Annotated in this window: 17 protein-coding genes and 1 tRNA gene; 8 read left to right on the forward strand and 10 right to left on the reverse strand. The window is 67.5% G+C overall.

Annotated elements, in window-relative coordinates:
- Position 1 precedes the first annotated feature (1 nt).
- Positions 2-166: a DUF4177 domain-containing protein gene (locus CJ177_RS18115; protein WP_005248493.1), complete on the reverse strand. Its 165-nt coding sequence runs from the start codon at positions 164-166 to the stop codon at positions 2-4.
- A 54-nt stretch (positions 167-220) separates the two neighbouring features.
- Here CJ177_RS18115 and CJ177_RS18120 point away from each other — a divergent pair, with 54 nt between their 5' ends.
- Complete coding sequence (locus CJ177_RS18120) at positions 221-1237, forward strand: ArsA-related P-loop ATPase (RefSeq protein WP_005248494.1); 1017 nt, start codon at positions 221-223, stop codon at positions 1235-1237.
- Entirely contained in the window at positions 1234-2373 is a 1140-nt protein-coding gene (locus CJ177_RS18125) for an ArsA family ATPase (RefSeq protein ID WP_005248495.1), read from the forward strand. The genes CJ177_RS18120 and CJ177_RS18125 overlap by 4 nt, the downstream gene beginning before the upstream one ends.
- Positions 2374-2437: 64 nt before the next feature.
- Here CJ177_RS18125 and CJ177_RS18130 read toward each other — a convergent pair whose 3' ends face one another.
- Positions 2438-2761, reverse strand: coding sequence for a WhiB family transcriptional regulator (locus CJ177_RS18130; protein WP_005248496.1), 324 nt, complete (start codon positions 2759-2761; stop codon positions 2438-2440).
- Between the two features lie 258 nt (positions 2762-3019).
- On the opposite strand from CJ177_RS18130, the gene CJ177_RS18135 reads away from it, so the two are divergent.
- Entirely contained in the window at positions 3020-5365 is a 2346-nt protein-coding gene (locus CJ177_RS18135) for a transglycosylase domain-containing protein (protein WP_005248497.1), read from the forward strand.
- Between the two features lie 54 nt (positions 5366-5419).
- Here CJ177_RS18135 and CJ177_RS18140 read toward each other — a convergent pair whose 3' ends face one another.
- Positions 5420-5887, reverse strand: a complete 468-nt coding sequence (locus tag CJ177_RS18140) for a GatB/YqeY domain-containing protein (protein WP_005248498.1) — start codon at positions 5885-5887, stop codon at positions 5420-5422.
- A gap of 67 nt (positions 5888-5954) precedes the next feature.
- On the opposite strand from CJ177_RS18140, the gene CJ177_RS18145 reads away from it, so the two are divergent.
- From CJ177_RS18145 to CJ177_RS18155, 3 genes are all read left to right on the forward strand, one after another.
- Positions 5955-6926, forward strand: coding sequence for a metallophosphoesterase (locus CJ177_RS18145; protein ID WP_005248499.1), 972 nt, complete (start codon positions 5955-5957; stop codon positions 6924-6926).
- Positions 6927-6980: 54 nt separating this feature from the next.
- Positions 6981-7054: transfer RNA gene (locus CJ177_RS18150), tRNA-Pro, on the forward strand.
- A 128-nt stretch (positions 7055-7182) separates the two neighbouring features.
- Positions 7183-8190 (forward strand): ABC transporter substrate-binding protein, encoded by a 1008-nt coding sequence (locus CJ177_RS18155; protein ID WP_005248500.1) that lies wholly within the window; start codon positions 7183-7185, stop codon positions 8188-8190.
- 1 nt (position 8191) lies between these two features.
- Here the strand turns inward: CJ177_RS18155 and CJ177_RS18160 are convergent, their stop codons facing one another.
- From CJ177_RS18160 to CJ177_RS18170, 3 genes are all read right to left on the reverse strand, one after another.
- Entirely contained in the window at positions 8192-8995 is an 804-nt protein-coding gene (locus CJ177_RS18160) for a metal-dependent hydrolase (RefSeq protein WP_061044124.1), read from the reverse strand.
- A 307-nt stretch (positions 8996-9302) separates the two neighbouring features.
- A complete protein-coding gene (locus CJ177_RS18165; RefSeq protein ID WP_061701143.1) occupies positions 9303-10772 on the reverse strand; it encodes a catalase in 1470 nt (489 codons plus the stop codon).
- Between the two features lie 53 nt (positions 10773-10825).
- Positions 10826-11284 (reverse strand): Fur family transcriptional regulator, encoded by a 459-nt coding sequence (locus tag CJ177_RS18170; protein WP_005248503.1) that lies wholly within the window; start codon positions 11282-11284, stop codon positions 10826-10828.
- A 93-nt stretch (positions 11285-11377) separates the two neighbouring features.
- Here CJ177_RS18170 and CJ177_RS18175 point away from each other — a divergent pair, with 93 nt between their 5' ends.
- Positions 11378-11689: a helix-turn-helix transcriptional regulator gene (locus tag CJ177_RS18175; protein WP_005248504.1), complete on the forward strand. Its 312-nt coding sequence runs from the start codon at positions 11378-11380 to the stop codon at positions 11687-11689.
- Positions 11690-11709: 20 nt separating this feature from the next.
- Positions 11710-12111, forward strand: a complete 402-nt coding sequence (locus CJ177_RS18180) for an SRPBCC domain-containing protein (protein WP_179443273.1) — start codon at positions 11710-11712, stop codon at positions 12109-12111.
- An 8-nt stretch (positions 12112-12119) separates the two neighbouring features.
- Here CJ177_RS18180 and CJ177_RS18185 read toward each other — a convergent pair whose 3' ends face one another.
- Genes CJ177_RS18185 through CJ177_RS18200 form a run of 4 tightly spaced genes read right to left on the reverse strand, consistent with a single transcriptional unit; the run spans position 12120 to position 16537 of the window.
- Positions 12120-12764, reverse strand: coding sequence for a hypothetical protein (locus CJ177_RS18185; protein ID WP_061701145.1), 645 nt, complete (start codon positions 12762-12764; stop codon positions 12120-12122).
- Entirely contained in the window at positions 12748-14460 is a 1713-nt protein-coding gene (locus tag CJ177_RS18190; protein WP_095868275.1) for an FAD-dependent oxidoreductase, read from the reverse strand. Before CJ177_RS18190 ends, CJ177_RS18185 begins: the two co-directional genes overlap by 17 nt.
- Complete coding sequence (locus CJ177_RS18195) at positions 14457-15947, reverse strand: NAD(P)/FAD-dependent oxidoreductase (RefSeq protein ID WP_095868276.1); 1491 nt, start codon at positions 15945-15947, stop codon at positions 14457-14459. Before CJ177_RS18195 ends, CJ177_RS18190 begins: the two co-directional genes overlap by 4 nt.
- The gene (locus CJ177_RS18200; RefSeq protein ID WP_005248509.1) at positions 15944-16537 is read right to left on the reverse strand and encodes a TetR/AcrR family transcriptional regulator; all 594 of its coding nucleotides are present in this window, start codon (positions 16535-16537) and stop codon (positions 15944-15946) included. The genes CJ177_RS18195 and CJ177_RS18200 overlap by 4 nt, the downstream gene beginning before the upstream one ends.
- Positions 16538-16581: the final 44 nt, after the last annotated feature.

Genomic DNA, 16581 nt, shown 5'->3' on the forward strand with positions numbered 1-16581 from the left:
GTCAGCCCTTCGGACGCTTCAGGTACGCGACGTGCTGCTCACCGGTGGGCCCGGGCAGAACCGTCACCAGTTCCCAGCCGTCGGTGCCCCACTGGTCGAGGATCTGCTTGGTCGCATGTGTGAGCAGCGGAACGGTGGCGTACTCCCAGGAAGTCAATTCACTCATGCCGGTGAGCCTATCCCCCGCACATCCCGGCTCCCAGACTTATAGGCTCGACCCGTGGTTGCATCCCCAGACCAGCTCACCCCGACGTGGCCCGAGAAGGCCGCGCAGGCCCGGCTGCACTTCGTCTCCGGAAAGGGCGGCACCGGAAAGTCCACGGTGGCCGCCGCGTTGGCTCTCGCGCTGGCCGAGGGTGGGCGTCGCGTGCTGCTGGTGGAAGTCGAGGGCCGGCAGGGGATCGCCCAGCTCTTCGACGTGCCCCCGCTGCCGCCGCAGGAGACGAAAGTCGCGGCCGCCGAGGGTGGCGGGGAGGTCATGGCGCTGGCCATCGACATCGAGACCGCGTTCCTCGAATACCTCGAGATGTTCTACAACCTCGGCTTCGCCGGTCGCGCGATGCGCAAGTTCGGCGCCATCGAGTTCGCCACCACCATCGCACCGGGGCTTCGGGACGTGCTGCTGACCGGCAAGATCAAGGAATGTGTGGTGCGCACCGACAAGTCCGGCAAGCGGGTGTACGACGCCGTCGTCGTCGACGCCCCACCGACCGGGCGGATCGGCAACTTCCTCGACGTGACGAAGGCGATGGCCGACCTCGCGAAAGGCGGGCCGGTGCGTTCGCAGAGTGAGGGCGTGGTGCGCCTGCTGCATTCCGACGAGACCGTCGTCCACCTCGTGACACTGCTCGAGGCGCTTCCGGTGCAGGAGACCACCGACGCCGCAGAAGAACTGGCCCGTGCCGATCTGCGGCTGGGCACCATCGTCGTCAACCGCACCAGCCCGCAGTTCCTGCCCGCCGAGACGCTGGCCGACGCCGCGAAGGGGCGCATCGACGCCGAAGCAATCCGGGCCGGACTGCAGAAGAGCGGGATCACCCTCGACGAAGAGGATTTCGCCGGGTTGCTCACCGAGACGATCGAGCACGCGTCCGTCCTCGAGGCGCAGGAGGAGAGCGCCGGTCAGCTCAGCGAAGTGGACGGGGCGCGACTGCATCTGCCGTCCCTCGCCGACGGTGTCGACCTGGGCGGGCTGTACGAACTCGCCGAATATCTGACGGAACAGGGTGTCCGATGACCCACACAACTGAACACGAGCGTCGCCGCACCGCCTCCGCTCTCGATGTCGCGGGGATCCTGAAGAACGAGGCGACGCGGATCGTCGTGTGTTGCGGCGCCGGTGGCGTCGGCAAGACCACCACAGCCGCATCGCTGGCACTGCGCGCGGCGGAGCAGGGGCGAAAGGTGGTCGTGCTGACCATCGACCCGGCGCGCCGGCTCGCGCAGGCGCTCGGCGTCGCGGAACTCGACAACACGCCTCAACCCGTGCAGCTCGGACCGGACGCGACGGGCGAACTGCACGCCATGATGCTCAACATGCGTCGCACGTTCGACGAGATGGTCATCGAACACTCCACGCCGGAGAAGGCGGAGCAGATTCTCGCGAACCCCTTCTATCAGACCGTCGCCACATCGTTTTCGGGAACGCAGGAGTACATGGCGATGGAGAAGCTGGGGCAGCTCGCCTCCAGCGACAAATGGGACCTGGTGATCGTCGACACCCCGCCGTCCCGCAACGCCCTGGACTTCCTCGACGCACCCCAGCGTCTGGGCGCATTCCTCGACGGTCGCATGATCCGGTTGCTCACCGCGCCGGGTCGCGGTCTCACCCGGCTCGTCACCGGTGCGATGGGCCTGGCGCTGCGCGGCGTCTCCACCATCGTGGGTAGTCAGATGCTGTCGGACGCCTCGAGTTTCGTGCAGTCACTGGACTCGATGTTCGGCGGCTTCCGGGAAAGAGCCACGCGCACTTACGAATTGCTCCGGCAGCCGGGCACGAAGTTTCTGGTGATCGCGGCAGCGGAGCCGGATGCACTGCGGGAGGCGGCGTTCTTCGTCGACCGGCTCGCAGGCGACGAGATGCCGCTCGCGGGCCTCGTCCTGAATAGGACGCATCCCACTCTCAGTTCCCTGTCGGCCGATCATGCGGTCACTGCCGCCGACCAGCTCGGGGACCAAGACCCCCTCACCGCCGCTGTGCTGCGAATCCACGCCCATCGGGCGGTGATCGCCAAGCGTGAGGTCCAACTGCTGAGCCGGTTCACGGCCGCCCACCCTCGGGTGCCGATCGTCGGCGTGCCCTCGCTGCCGTTCGAGGTGTCGGACCTCGAGGCGTTGAGAGCGGTAGGTGACCAGCTCACCCGCACGAGCTGATCAGCTCGCTGCCGGAGAACCGGTCACCCGCCTGTGGCCTGTCTGCGATTCCGATCCCCGAATTTCAGACAGCGGATTGGTGCTGCCGCTGAGCTTCGAAGAAGTCGGACCATGATTCCACCTCGGGGTGCTGCTTGAGCAACGCCCGGCGCTGACGTTCCGTCATGCCACCCCACACGCCGAACTCGACACGATTGTCGAGAGCATCGGCTCCGCACTGCATCAATACCGGGCAATGCCGGCAAATGGTTGCGGCCTTGCGCTGTGCTGCGCCGCGTACAAAAAGTTGGTCGGGATCGACTTCCCGGCAACGAGCCTGGGTGACCCAGGCGATTCGCGCTTCTGCTTGCTCGACGTCCAGACGGCTGGTTGGGGTGGTCATGTGCATTCGTTTCCCCTCTTCGAGTCTGCACACCCCAGCACCTAGCACGCCGAGGCTGCACCACATAAGCGATGGGGTGTTATCTCCATCACACTGTTCCAACAATTTAGGTAAAGAAACCGCAACGCGCAAGACGAAGAACACGCTTTTTTGGTACGCCCGTCCATACCCCGTGCTCAGGGCATTTTCCTGGCCGAATTCCGCGCCCAACCAGCGCACCCACAGACCCCACGTACTCTGTAGATCGTGTCGATTGCAAAAACAGTGGGGAAGCTCGCGGGATCCTCCGCCTTGGCAGGAGTGCTCCTCGCCGGCGTGATGTTTCCACTCGCCGGCGGGTTCGGTTACGCCTCCAACCGGGCGGCTGACACCGTCGACAACGTCTCCGCGGAACTGGTCGAAGGAACGGTTCCCGCGGTCTCGACGATGGTGGACTCGGCGGGCAATCCCATCGCCTGGCTGTACGACCAGCGGCGCTTCGAAGTCCCCAGCGACAAGATCTCGAACGAGATGAAGCTCGCCATCGTCTCCGTCGAGGACCGCCGGTTCCCGGAGCACAAGGGCGTCGACTGGCAGGGCACGATGCGCGCCTTCCTGACCAACACCACGAGCGGTGAGGTGCAGCAGGGCGCGTCCACCCTCGACCAGCAGTATGTGAAGAACTACCAGCTGCTCGTGGTGGCCAAGACCGACGCCGAACGCCGGGCGGCGATCGAGACGACGCCCGCCCGCAAGATCCGCGAGATCCGGATGGCGCTGACGCTCGACAAGGAACTCACCAAGGACGAGATCCTCACCCGCTACCTCAACCTGGTTCCGTTCGGCAACGCGTCGTTCGGCATCCAGGACGCCGCACAGACCTACTTCGGCATCGACGCGTCCGAACTGAACACACAGCAGTCCGCGATGCTCGCGGGCATGGTGCAGTCGAGTTCGGCGCTGAACCCGTACACGAATCCCGATGGCGTCCTCGAACGACGCAACGTGGTTCTCGACACGATGATCTCGAACATTCCCGAGCGCGCCGCCGAACTCCGGCAGCTCAAGGAGACGCCCCTCGGCGTGCTGCCCGAGCCCAACCGGCTGCCCCGCGGGTGCATCGCGGCCGGCGACCGCGGCTTCTTCTGCGACTACGCCCTGCAGTACCTGGCCAACGCCGGCATCAGCCGCGAGCAGATCGACAAGGGCGGCTACCTGATCAAGACGACGCTCGACCCCGCGGTCCAGGCGTCGACGAAGGCGGCGCTCAGCGCGAACGCCAGCCCGGGACTCGACGGCATCGCGAACGTCATGAACGTGGTCCAGCCCGGCCAGGATTCGCACCGGATCCTCGCGATGGGCAGTAGCCGCACCTACGGCCTCGACGCGAACGCCAACGAGACCGTGCAGGCGCAGCCGTACTCACTGGCCGGTCACGGCGCCGGGTCGATTTTCAAGATCTTCACGACGGCCGCCGCCATGGAGAAGGGCCTCGGCACGAACGCCATTCTGGACGTGCCCGGGCGGTTCGAGGCACGGGGCATGGGTAGCGGTGGTGCACGAGGCTGCCCCGCGTCCACGTACTGCGTCGAGAACGCAGGCAAATACCCGGCGGCGCTGTCGGTGACGGACGCGCTGGCACAGTCGCCCAACACCGCGTTCGTCAAGCTGATCCAGGCGACCGGCGTCGCCCCCACCGTCGACATGGCGGTGCGGCTGGGTCTGCGCTCGTACGCGCAGCCCGGCACGTCGGGATTCGACGACCGCAGCATGGCCGACTTCCAGAAGGATCAGAACCTGGGTTCGTTCACCCTCGGGCCCACGTGGATCAATCCGCTGGAACTGTCGAATGTCGCGGCGACGCTCGGCTCGCACGGCAAGTGGTGCCCACCCACCCCCATCGATTCGGTGTTCGACCGTGAAGGCAAGCCCGTCTCGGTCACCCAGCAGGCCTGCGAGCAGGTGGTCGAACCCGGCCTTGCGGACACGCTCACCAACGCCATGAGCAAGGACGACAAGCCCGGTGGCACGTCCGCCGGGGCGGCGGGCAGCGTCGGCTGGACGCTGCCGATGGCAGGCAAGACGGGTACTACGGAATCCCACATGTCCTCGGGCTTCCTCGGATTCACCAACAACTTCGCCGCCGCCGTCTACGTGTTCGGTGACTCGCCGACCCCGGGTGAGATCTGCTCGGCCCCGCTGCGGCCGTGTGGCGACGGCAACCTGTTCGGCGGAAACGAACCGGCGCGGACCTGGTATGCGGCGATGAACCCCATCGCCAACAACTTCGGGCCGACGACGCTGCCGCCGGTCGACCAGAAGTACGCGCGGGGTTCGCAGAACGGTCAGGTTCCGGACGTCACCGGGCTGAGCCAGTCGGCCGCGACGTCCCGTCTGCAGGGCGCGGGGTTCACCGTGAACGCGGTCACCACGGAGTCGCAGGCGGCCAAGGGAACGGTCACGAGCGCATCGCCGTCCGGTTCGGCCATTCCGGGGTCGACCATCACGATCTACGTCAGCGACGGGTCGGTGAAGGCCGCTCCTCCGCAGGCGCCGGCTCAGGGGATCCCCGTTCCGCCCATCCAGCTGCCCGGCCTGCCGCCGATCCAGCTGCCGCCCATACCCCGGTAACCCCCACGTGAGTGGGAAAGTGTGGCGGCGCACGCTTTCCCACTCACATGCGGGTCAGAGGCGGGACTTCACCGCGTGCGAGAGCCGCGAACCGTCGGCCTTGCCGCCCGCGAGTGCGCCGGCGGCCTTCATGACCTGACCCATCTGACGCATGCCGGGACGCTCACCGATCTCCTCGGCCACCTGAGCGATCGCGGTGTCCACGACGTCGACCAGTTCCGCGTCGGTCAGCGGCGTCGGGAGGTACTCGTCGATGATCTGCGCCTCGGCCCGCTCCTGCGCTGCCAGCTCACCTCGACCGTTCTCGGTGTAGATCTCGGCGGACTCGCCGCGCTTCTTCGACTCCTTCGCGAGGACCTTCAGCACCTCGTCGTCGGTGAGCTCGCGGGCTTCCTTGCCGGAGACCTCTTCGGTCTGCACGGCGGCCATCAGCATGCGGATGGTGGCGGTGCGCAGCGAATCCTTGGCCTTCATGGCGGCCGTCATGTCGGAGCGCAGTCTTGCTTTCAGTGAATCTGGCATGGGCGAAACGCTACGCGCCCCGATTCGTCCACTGCATCTCGATTGCGCTCATCAGTATCCTGGAAGAGTGTCTGACGAGTTCCGTGCCAACCTGACCCGCGCCGCCCTGGGTACGGCGGGTGCCGCCGCCCTCGGCATCGGCTACGCCTCGCTCATCGAGCGCAATGCGTTCGCGCTGCGTGAGGTCACTATGCCGGTACTCGAACCCGGGTCGTCGACGCTCCGTGTGCTGCACATCAGCGACCTGCACATGATGCCCGGACAGCGGCTGAAACAGAACTGGCTGCGGGAGCTCGACAACCTCGACCCCGACCTCGTCGTGAACACCGGCGACAACCTGTCGCACCAGCGGGCGGTGCCCGCAGTGGTCCAGGCGCTGGGGAATCTGCTCGCCCGCCCGGGACTGTTCGTCTTCGGCAGCAACGACTACTTCGCGCCCAAGCCGAAGAACCCGCTCAAGTACTTCCGCAAGGAACACAAGCGCGTCCTCGGCGAGCCGCTGCCGTGGGGCGACCTGCGGGCCGCGTTCACCGAGCGCGGCTGGTTCGACGTCACGCACGTCCGCCGCGACCTCGAGGTCTCGGGTGTCCGGATCGCGTCGGCCGGTGTCGACGATCCGCACCTCAAGCGCGACCGGTACGACACGATCGCCGGTCCGCCCAATCCGCTGGCCGATCTCCGGCTGGGCATCACCCACTCGCCCGAACCGCGGGTGCTCGACCGGTTCGCGGACGACGGTTACGACCTCGTGCTGGCGGGCCACACGCACGGCGGTCAGCTGTGCCTGCCGTTCTACGGCGCGCTGGTCACCAACTGCGACATCGACCGTTCGCGGGTGAAGGGTCCGTCCAAGTGGGGTGCGCACACCCAGCTGCACGTGTCCGCGGGGATCGGGACGTCGCCGTGGGCGCCCGCCCGCTTCTGCTGCCGCCCCGAGGCGACGCTCCTGACGTTGGTTCCGGCTCAGCGCGGCGGCTCGGACGCCGACGCCACGCGGGGTCGCACCGAGTCGTCGGAGAGCACCGTTATACGCAACTGACCAGGGGATTTAATGGTGACTGGTTGGGTAATGTAAGCTAGCCGAGGTTCAACACGGGGTGTGGCGCAGCTTGGTAGCGCGCTTCGTTCGGGACGAAGAGGTCGTGGGTTCAAATCCCGCCACCCCGACAGTGTGAGACACCGAGAAGAGGCCTTGACCGGTTCGCCGGCCAGGGCCTCTTCTGCATGGTGGGGGCGTTTTCCGGTTGCAGCGACCCCGCGACGATCCGCCCGTAACCTCAGGCTAGCCTCACCTCATGTCTTCGAGGCTCTACGTACGCGCCGGGCTGGTCGCCCTGGCCACCGTCTTTGTCGCCGCCTGCGGCACCACCGACACCGGGTCGTCCGCCGGCAACGCCGACGTCGCCACCGGCGGCCGCCAGTTCGCCACGGCGGACGCCGAGACCGCCAAGCTCGGCACCGACGCCGAACCGGGCGTCTTCCCCCGGACGATCACCCACGCGCTCGGCGAGACCGTCATCGAGAAGAAGCCCGAACGGGTGATCGTCCTCGACGGCGGTGAGCTGGACGACGTGCTCTCCCTGGGAATCACGCCCGTCGGGCTGGCCAGTCCGGAGAGCGCCGCCGGTCAGCCGTCCTACCTCGCCGACAAGCTGGCCGGGGTGCCGGACGTCGGGACCACCAACAACCTGAACCTCGAGGCGATCTCCGCTCTGCAGCCCGATCTGATCCTGGGCAGCAAGCTGCGCGCCGACAAGCTGTACCCGCAGCTGTCGTCCATCGCGCCGACCGTGTTCGGGATCCGCCCCGGTTTCCCGTGGAAGGAGAACTTCCTGCTGGTCGCCGACGCCCTCGGTGAGGAGACCAAGGCGGAGGAGGTGCTCAACGCCTATCAGACCCGCGCCGACGAGGTCCGGGAGTCCATCACCGGTGAGCCGACGATCTCGCTGGTCCGGTTCATGTCCGGCAAGATCCGCCTGTACGGCAACCTGTCGTTCATCGGCGTCATCCTGAAGGACGTCGGACTTCCGCGTCCGACGGTGCAGAACGTCGACGAACTCGCCGTCGAGGTGAGCCAGGAGACGATCGGAGAGGCGAACGCCGACCGGATCTTCTACTCCAGCTACGGCGCGCCCGAGACCACCGACGAGTCGACCGTGGTCGGCGGCCCGCTGTGGAATCAGATGCAGGCGGTGAAGGACGGCAAGTCCGTGCACGTGAGCGACGAGACCTGGTTCCTCGCGCTGGGTCCCACCGGGGCGATGATCGTCCTCGACGACCTCGAGAACATGCTCGCGGCCTGAGTCACTGCGGGGCAGGCATGAACGCGTCGTAGATTGCCTGCGGCGCACCGTCGATGGCCCAGATGACCATGAGTCCGACGGCCACCGTGAGGGCGGGCCCGAGCACGACCTTCTCGAAGGGCCCGCCCGCCCGGATGGACAGGAACGACGGGAGCCGGAACTCCCACCACCGTTCCTTCCCGAGTGTCAGGAACGGCGCGAGGAAGGGGACGCCCTCCTTGGTGATGGCGTCCCCGAGGCAGTGGGTGGCGCAGCCGAGGGCCACCGCGACTCCGAGTCCGGTGGAACCGGCCTCGGTGGGATACGACTGCCAGGTGAGCGCGGACAGCACCGCGGCGACCGCCGAAACCGCCAGCCAGCCTTTTTCTTTGGCCAGCTCCCCGGCCAGCCCGCGGAGCGCGAGACCGAGGCAGACGAACAGCGTCGCAATGATGGCAGGCTTGCCGAACTGGACGACCAGCGCGGACACCCCGGCCCCGATACCCGCGGCGAACAGGGCCGTGTGGGTGAGCGTGCGGTGCCCGCCCCGCCGCTTGCCGTCGCGTTTGCCCTTGGTGACGGTGTAGAACCCCAGCGACACCGCATCGACGCCCTTCGCGACGACGTTGCTGACCGGACCGAACGAGCGCGAGACCGTGGACTGGCTCGTGTCCAGGTCCGGGAGAAGCGCCGCTCCGGCGCACACCGCCGCGAACGTGAAGGTCTCGGCGGTCGAGGTGGGCCCACCCCAGTCGAGGGGCAGCAGATCTGCCACCGCCAGACCGACAGCCGCACCGGACATTGCATGGGTGGGACCCATCACCATGGAAGACAGCACCTTTCGACCCCGACTCGGGACACGGTCATCCGAGCCGGTGTCCTGACACCGCCCAACCTAGCAACAACATCCGACACACCCGCCACACCCCTGTGAGTACTTCTCAACCACGGGCGGTTGAGAAGTACTCACGGGCGCGAAGCGCAGTGGCGTCCGTCCCCGCTCGAGGTGGATGATGGAAGTGCACTGCGTGCAGTCGGGCGGAGGAGGGTCGTCGTGGAAACTGTGATCGTGTTCGTTCTCGCCGTACTGATCTATTGGTGGGGCCTGCTCTGAGCCTGCCCCACCAACGACCTCAGTTCTGGCTCTGCCCTTCCCGGACACCGATTTCCACTCGCTTGCCCAGGTCGGGGTCGACGCTCTTCCAGTAGTCGAAGACCCGCAGCAGAACCGGTTCGCTGACACCGCCGAGTGCGTGGCCGACGATGTTGTTCACCAGGCGGTCGCGTTCGTCGTCGCTCAGGACCTCGCGGACGAGCGTGCCCGCCTGCGTGAAATCGCCGTCTTCGGCGTGTTCGATGTAGCCGGCTCGCACCGACTCGCCGTCGAACGCCCACAGGCCCTCGTCGCCCGCGAGCGACGCGTCGGCGTGCGGGCCGCCGTAGGAGTTCGGCGCGTACACCGGGGTCTCGGGCGAATTGGTGGCGTACCGCATCGCACCGTCCTGCGAGTACGAGTTCACCTGGTTCTTCGGCGCGTTGACCGGCAGCTGCGCGTAGTTGGCGCCGATGCGGTACCGGTGCGCGTCCGCGTAGGAGAAGACCCGCCCCAGCAGCATCTTGTCGGGCGAGAAGCCGATTCCCGGAACGACATTCGACGGCTCGAACGACGCCTGCTCGATCTGCCCGAAGAAGTTGTCGGGGTTCCGGTTGAGGGTCCACTTGCCGACCTCGATCAGCGGGTAGTCCTTCTGCGACCACACCTTGGTGAGGTCGAACGGGTTGAACCGGTAGTCCTCGGCCTCGTCGACGGGCATGACCTGAACCTTCAGCGTCCAGCTGGGGAACTCGCCGCGCGCGATCGTGTCGTACAGGTCGGCGCGGTGATGATCGGGGTCGTTGCCGGCGAGGGTGTCGGCCTCGTCCTGCGTGAGGAACTCGATGCCCTGATCGGTCTTGAAGTGGTACTTGACCCAGAACCGTTCGCCGTCGGCGTTGACCCACTGGTACGTGTGCGAGCCGAAACCGTCCATGTGACGCCACGTCTTCGGGATTCCGCGGTCACCCATCAGCCAGGTCACCTGGTGCGCGGACTCGGGCCGCAGCGTCCAGAAGTCCCACTGCATATTGTGGTCGCGCAGACCGGATCCCGGCAGTCGCTTCTGCGAGTGGATGAAGTCGGGGAACTTGATCGGGTCCTTGATGAAGAAGACGGGCGTGTTGTTGCCGACGAGGTCGTAGTTGCCGTCCTCGGTGTAGAACTTCACGGCGAATCCGCGCGGGTCACGCCAGGTGTCGGGGCTGCCCTGCTCGCCGGCGACGGTGGAGAAGCGCACCAGCGACTCGGTCTCGGCGCCGGGCTGGAACAGCGCGGCCTTCGTGTAGCGGCTCACGTCGTGGGTGACGACCAGTTCGCCGAATGCACCGCCGCCCTTGGCGTGGACGACGCGCTCCGGGACGCGCTCGCGGTTGAAGTGGGCGAGCTTCTCGATCAGGTAGTGGTCGTGCAGCAGGATGGGGCCCTGTGTGCCCGCGGTGAGGGATTCGTTGTCGCTGGCGACGGGAATTCCGAAGTTGTTGGTGGTGGCGCGCTGTGTTTCAGGCATGGCAAAGCCTCCAGGTTGCATCGGGTGAGGGTGTAGCGGTGGGGAGGACTGGTTCAGGACAGGGCTGCTGCCGACCCGGTCCCGCTCTGCGCGCCGGTCTGGCACTGCGAGCAGAGCCCCCAGAAGACGACCTCGGCCTCGTCGATCTCGAAACCGTGGGCCTGCGAAGGGTCGAGGCACGGAGCCTCACCGACTGCGCAGTCCACGTCCACGACGGTCCCGCAGCTGCGGCACACGAGGTGGTGGTGGTTGTCTCCGGTACGGGTTTCGAACCGTGCGGGCGATCCCGCGGGCTCGATACGTCTGAGCAGGCCGGCCGCGGTGCACGCCTTGAGGACGTCGTATACCGCCTGGGTGGAGACCGATCCCAGCTCTTCACGAACTACGGCCGCAATGTCGTCGACGTCGGAATGCGGCCGTACGGCAACCGCATTCAACACTGCAACGCGTGGTGCTGTGACACGCAGGCCCACCCCGCGCAGCTGCGCTTTGGGATCCGTGTCGTGTCGCATGTGTTCCAGTATCGCGCCTTTTTGGAATTAGTCAAGAAAAGTATGTGTCGGAGATTCTTGACATGTCGGAAATCTCCGACATAAAGTCGCGGCGTGCCCGACGACGACGTCTTCATCGCCCTCTCGAACCCCGTGCGACGGCGCCTGCTGGAAATCCTGGTGGACGGACCACTCACCGCCGGAGACCTCGCCGGCCGGTTCGACCTCAGCCGCCCCGCGGTAGCAGAGCACCTACAGGTGCTGCGCCGGGCCGGACTCGTCCGCGACGAACCGTCCGGACGGCAACGGCACTACCACCTGACGGCCGAGCCGCTCGCCGACGTCGGCGACTGGCTGCACCCGTTCGAGCGGTTCTGGCGTGGCCGCTTGCGCACACTCGCCGACTTCCTCGAGGAGGACTCGTGACCGACCGCACCACCACCACCATGATTTCCGTCGACCAGTTCATCGCCGCGCCGCCCGCCAAGGTGTGGCGCGCCCTCACCGAGCCGGACCTGCTCGCCCGCTGGTGGGCCGCGGGCGACATCGCCGCCACGGTCGGGCATCGGTTCCACCTCGAGATGCCCGGCTGGGGCGCCGTTCCCTGCGAGGTGGTCGAGGTCGAACCCGAGCGGCGCTTCGTCTACACGTTCACCGAGAACTGGACGCTGGTCTGGCGCCTCGTTCCCGAGGGTGCAGGCACCCGCCTGTTCCTCGATCATTCCGGCTTCGATCTCGACGACAAGCGCAGCCGCGACGCGTTCGAGCGGATGGGTCCGGGCTGGCGCGACACCGTGCTGCCCCGTCTCGCCGACGTGGTCGCGGACATCGGACCACGACCTGCCTGATCATCGGGTCAGCGGAGCTGCGCGGGTCCCGTGGTCATCCGGCCGTCCGTGATCACGATGCCGTGGTGCGTGCCGGGCGTCAGCCAGGCACCGAGGGTGGGACCTTCGGCCGCCACGTCCACGCGGGCATATCGGAAGTGGCCCCGCAGTCGTGCGGATGCCGTCACGAGGCCGCGGTCGCCGGGCTGCGCGAACCCCAGCGCTCCGGCGATCGGCAGTCGCGGGCCGCGTGGCCGAGTGCTCGTGGTGACACGCCATACTTCGGACGACGCCTCGAAGTCGCCGTGCACGTCGCCGCCGAACTCGGCCGGCACCTTCGGCAGGCTCCAGTGCACCCGTCCGCCGTGAACGGAGGGTTCCGAATCCACGGCGATGAACGGGACCGCCATGCGGGGTAGGACGCCGATGCGACGACCGGGCGCGCAGAGCACCGGACTCGCGAGGATCTCCCGGTACGGGCCGACCGGCGAGTCCAGGTAGTCGACCATCATCGCCAGGGTCAACGGCACGGTGGCGCCGTCGGGTCCGAGCGCGCGGGCGGCCGCAGTGCTGCGATGCCACCACAGCGTCGCGCGGACTCCCGCCGGCCACGGGGGCGGCGAACTCTCGGGCCAGTCGGTGCGCTGGGTGGTCGATTCAGGCACGCTCCACATCGACTGTCTCCTTTCGGGTTGCGACCGTCAGCGGGAGCCGCAGCGCACCCGGCGCGTCGGCGGGCACCACCGGACTCCGGGGCGGCGACGGTTCGATACGTACGTATGGCTTGCCCGGTTCGGGCCGGGCATCGACCTCACCCTTGTTGGGCCACAACGCGAATGCACGCTCGGCCTGGGCGGTGATGGTCAGCGACGGGTTGACCCCGAGATTCGCGCTCACCACGGAACCGTCCGCCACGTGCAGGCCGTCGTGTCCGTACGCCCGCAGGTAGGGGTCGACGACACCGGTGTCCGGCGAGTCCCCGATAGTGCAACCCCCGAGGAAATGCGCGGTCATCGGAATGTTCACGACGTCGGCGAACGAACCGCCCGGGTCTCCCCCGATCCGCTCGGCCACCCTGCGGATGGCCGTGTGACCCTGCGGGATCCATTCGGGCGGTGGATCTCCGGGTCCGGGCCGGCTGGTCACCGCGCGGCCGAGGCGGCCCTTCCCCTTGGCCAGCTCGAGCGAATTGTCGTCGGTCTGCATCACGAGCGCGATCACGGTGCGCTCCGACCAGTGCCGTACCGACAGGCTGCGCACGAACGCCCCGGGGCGACGCAACGCCACACCCACTGTTTTCAGCAGCCGCGGGGTCCTGCCGCCGCCGTCGCTGAGGACCGTCTGCAACAGTCCGATCGCGTTGCTGCCCTTGCCGTACCGGACGGGCTCGATGTGGGTGTGATCGTCCGGGTGGAACGAGGACGTGATGGCCACGCCCTTCGTGAAGTCGGTGGCGCGGTTCCTCGCCGTGGCCGCGAGGACCGCCTCGGAGTTGGTGCGCACCACCGATCCCAGCCGCGGCGACAACCGCGGCAGCGCACCGGATTCCTTCATCGCCAGCAGCAGCCGGGCGGTGCCGTACGTGCCCGCGGCGACCACCACCTGGTCGGCGGTGAACGTGTGCTCCCGCTTGCGGATTCCGTCGGTGCGGCGGGTCCGCAGCTCGTAGCCACCACCCGATCGGGGGCGCAGCTCCTTCACCGTCGTCAGCGGATGTACCACGGCGCCCGCCTTCTCGGCGAGGTGGAGGTAATTCTTCACGAGCGTGTTCTTCGCGCCCACCCGGCAACCCGTCATGCAACTGCCGCACTCCGTGCACCCCGTGCGCTCGGGTCCCACTCCGCCGAAGAACGGATCGGCCACCCGCGATCCCGGTTCGCCGAAGAAGACGCCCACCGGTGTGGACGTGAACGTCTCGCCGGCGCCCATCTCCTCGGCCACCTCGCGCATGACGGCGTCGGCGGGGGTGAACGACGGATTGGTCGTCACGCCCAGCATCCGTTTCGCCTGCTCGTAGTACGGGGCCAGCTCCGCCTGCCAGTCGGTGATGTACGCCCACTGCTTGTCCTCGAAGAAGCGGCGCGGCGGCTGGTAAAGGGTGTTCGCGTAGTTCAGCGACCCACCCCCGACGCCCGCCCCGGCCATGACCAGGACGTCGGGGAGGAGGTGGATCCGTTGCACGCCGTAGCAGCCCAGCCACGGCGCCCACAGGTAGCGCCGCAGCCGCCAGCTCGTCTCGGGCAGCTCGTCGTCGGCGAAACGCCTGCCCGCTTCGAGAACACCGACCCGGTAGCCCTTCTCCGTGAGCCTGAGCGCCGCGACGCTGCCGCCGAAACCGGAGCCGACCACGATCACGTCGTAGTGCGTCACGCGACGGTCTCCTTCGCGGCCCTGCGTCGTGAGACGTAGTTCTCCTGGTCGAAGCGCTGCAGCTGGGAGCGGAACTTCCAGGTGAAGGTCGGCCACTGGACGGAGTTCCGTCCCTCGGAGTCGTAGTACCAGCTCGAGCAGCCGCCCTTGTTCCAGACGGTGGACTGCAGGTCGGACTGGATGCGGGTGTTGTACCGGCGCTGCGCCTCCTCGGTGACCTCGAAGGCGGTGATGCCGCTGTGGTGCATCGTGTTCAATGCGTCGGCGATGTACGCGGACTGCGATTCGAGCATGTAGACGATGGAGCTGTGCCCGAGGTTGGTGTTGGGACCGTACATCAGGAACAGGTTGGGGAACCCGGCGACGGTGGTCCCCTTGTACGCGCTCGGGCTCCCGTCCCAGTGCTCGGCGAGCGTGCGGCCGTTCGCACCGCGCAACGCGTGCGCCACAGGAGGTTCCGTCGGCGTGAAGCCGGTCGCGAAGATGATGGTGTCGACCTTGTGCACGCCCCCCACCGCGTCGACCACGCCGTCCGGCGTGACCCCGGCGAGTCCCGCGTCGACGAGCGTGACGTCGGGACGGTCGAGGGTCCGGAGCCAGTCGTTCGACAGCAGCATCCGCTTGCAGCCGATCGTGAAATTCGGCGTGAGCTTCCGGCGCAGTTCGGGATCGCGCACCTGCCTGCGCAGGTGCACCTTGGCTACCATTTCGAACACCGGCAGCAGCCCGGTCGCGTGTGCAAGCACACCACCCAGGGCCTCGCGGAAGCTGTACACGGACCCACGGACAGCCTTCTGCACCAACGGCAGTCGCCGGTAGAGGCCCTTCTCGGAGCCGGACAGTTCGCGGTCGAGGCGCGGGATCACCCAGGCGGGCGTGCGCTGGAACACGGTGAGATGCTCGGCCGCGGGCGCGATCTCCGGTACGAACTGCACCGCAGACGCACCGGTGCCGATGACGGCCACGCGCTCACCGGCGAGGTCGTGGTCGTGGTTCCACGTCGCCGAATGGAACGTGGTGCCGCCGAACGTCTCCAGCCCCGGCATGTCCGGGACGCTGGGCGTCGACAGCGCACCCGTCGCGGCCACCACGACGTCGGCCGTCAGCGTTCCGCGGCTCGTCCGGACGGTCCAGATGGCCTCGCCATCGTCCCAGTGCGCTTCCTGCAGTTCACAATCGGTCAGCACCCGGGACCGGACACCGGTGTCGGCCGCGACCTTCTTCAGGTAACGGTGAATCTCGGGTTGGCGGGCGAACGTGTGACTCCAGTCGGCGCTCGGCGCGAACGAGTACGAGTACAGCGACGTCGGAACGTCGCACGCACACCCCGGGTAGGTGTTGTCTCGCCACGTGCCGCCGACGTCGTCGCCGCGCTCGATGATCAGGACGTCGGCCTGCGGTTGCGTCTGCAGGATGCGCGCCGCCAGTCCCATACCGGCGAAACCCGCCCCCACGATGAGGGTGTGTACGTGCTGCGGAAGATTCACGACTTCTCCACCTTCGATTCCCACACGGGCAACAGCCGCGCGCGTAGTGACTGTTCGGCCTCGGGGGTGCGGAACAGTGCCGACACCGCCAGACCGCGAACCAATTCGATAGTGAGCTCGATGGCGTCGGCGTCGAACCGATCGCCGAACACCGCCGCCGACCCGCGGCGCAGAGCGTCGTTGACCTTCCGCTCGAGCGGAACCGTCGCCTCGTACAGCGCCGGGTCGGTGCGGGCGGCCACCCACAGCTCGAGGGCCGCATAGAACAGCGGGCCGGAGAAGGCGTCGGCGAGCACTTCGACGCCCCGACCAGCATCCACTTCGGCCGCGAGGATCTCCTCCAGCCGCTTGTCCACGAGATGTTCCACGGCAGCCACCACCAGCGACTCCTTGGTCGGGAAATGGTGTAGCTGCGCGCCGCGCGACACCCCCGCCCGCCGCGCGATTCCCTGCGTGGTGGTGCGGGCGTACCCGAGCTCGACCAGGGAGTCGACGGCCGCGTCGAGCAGCTTCGTGCGCATCGCCGCGGTCCGCTCGGCCTGCGTGCGGGTCGGCTTGGCTACTTCTGTGTCAGGTGTCACACCCAGCACTGTAGGCCGAAAAAAGAAAACAGTCCAGACTGCTTTTAAGTTTG

The sequence above is a fragment of the Rhodococcus sp. ACPA1 genome, from assembly GCF_002300195.1.
GTDB classification, from domain to species: Bacteria; Actinomycetota; Actinomycetes; order Mycobacteriales; family Mycobacteriaceae; genus Rhodococcus_F; species Rhodococcus_F opacus.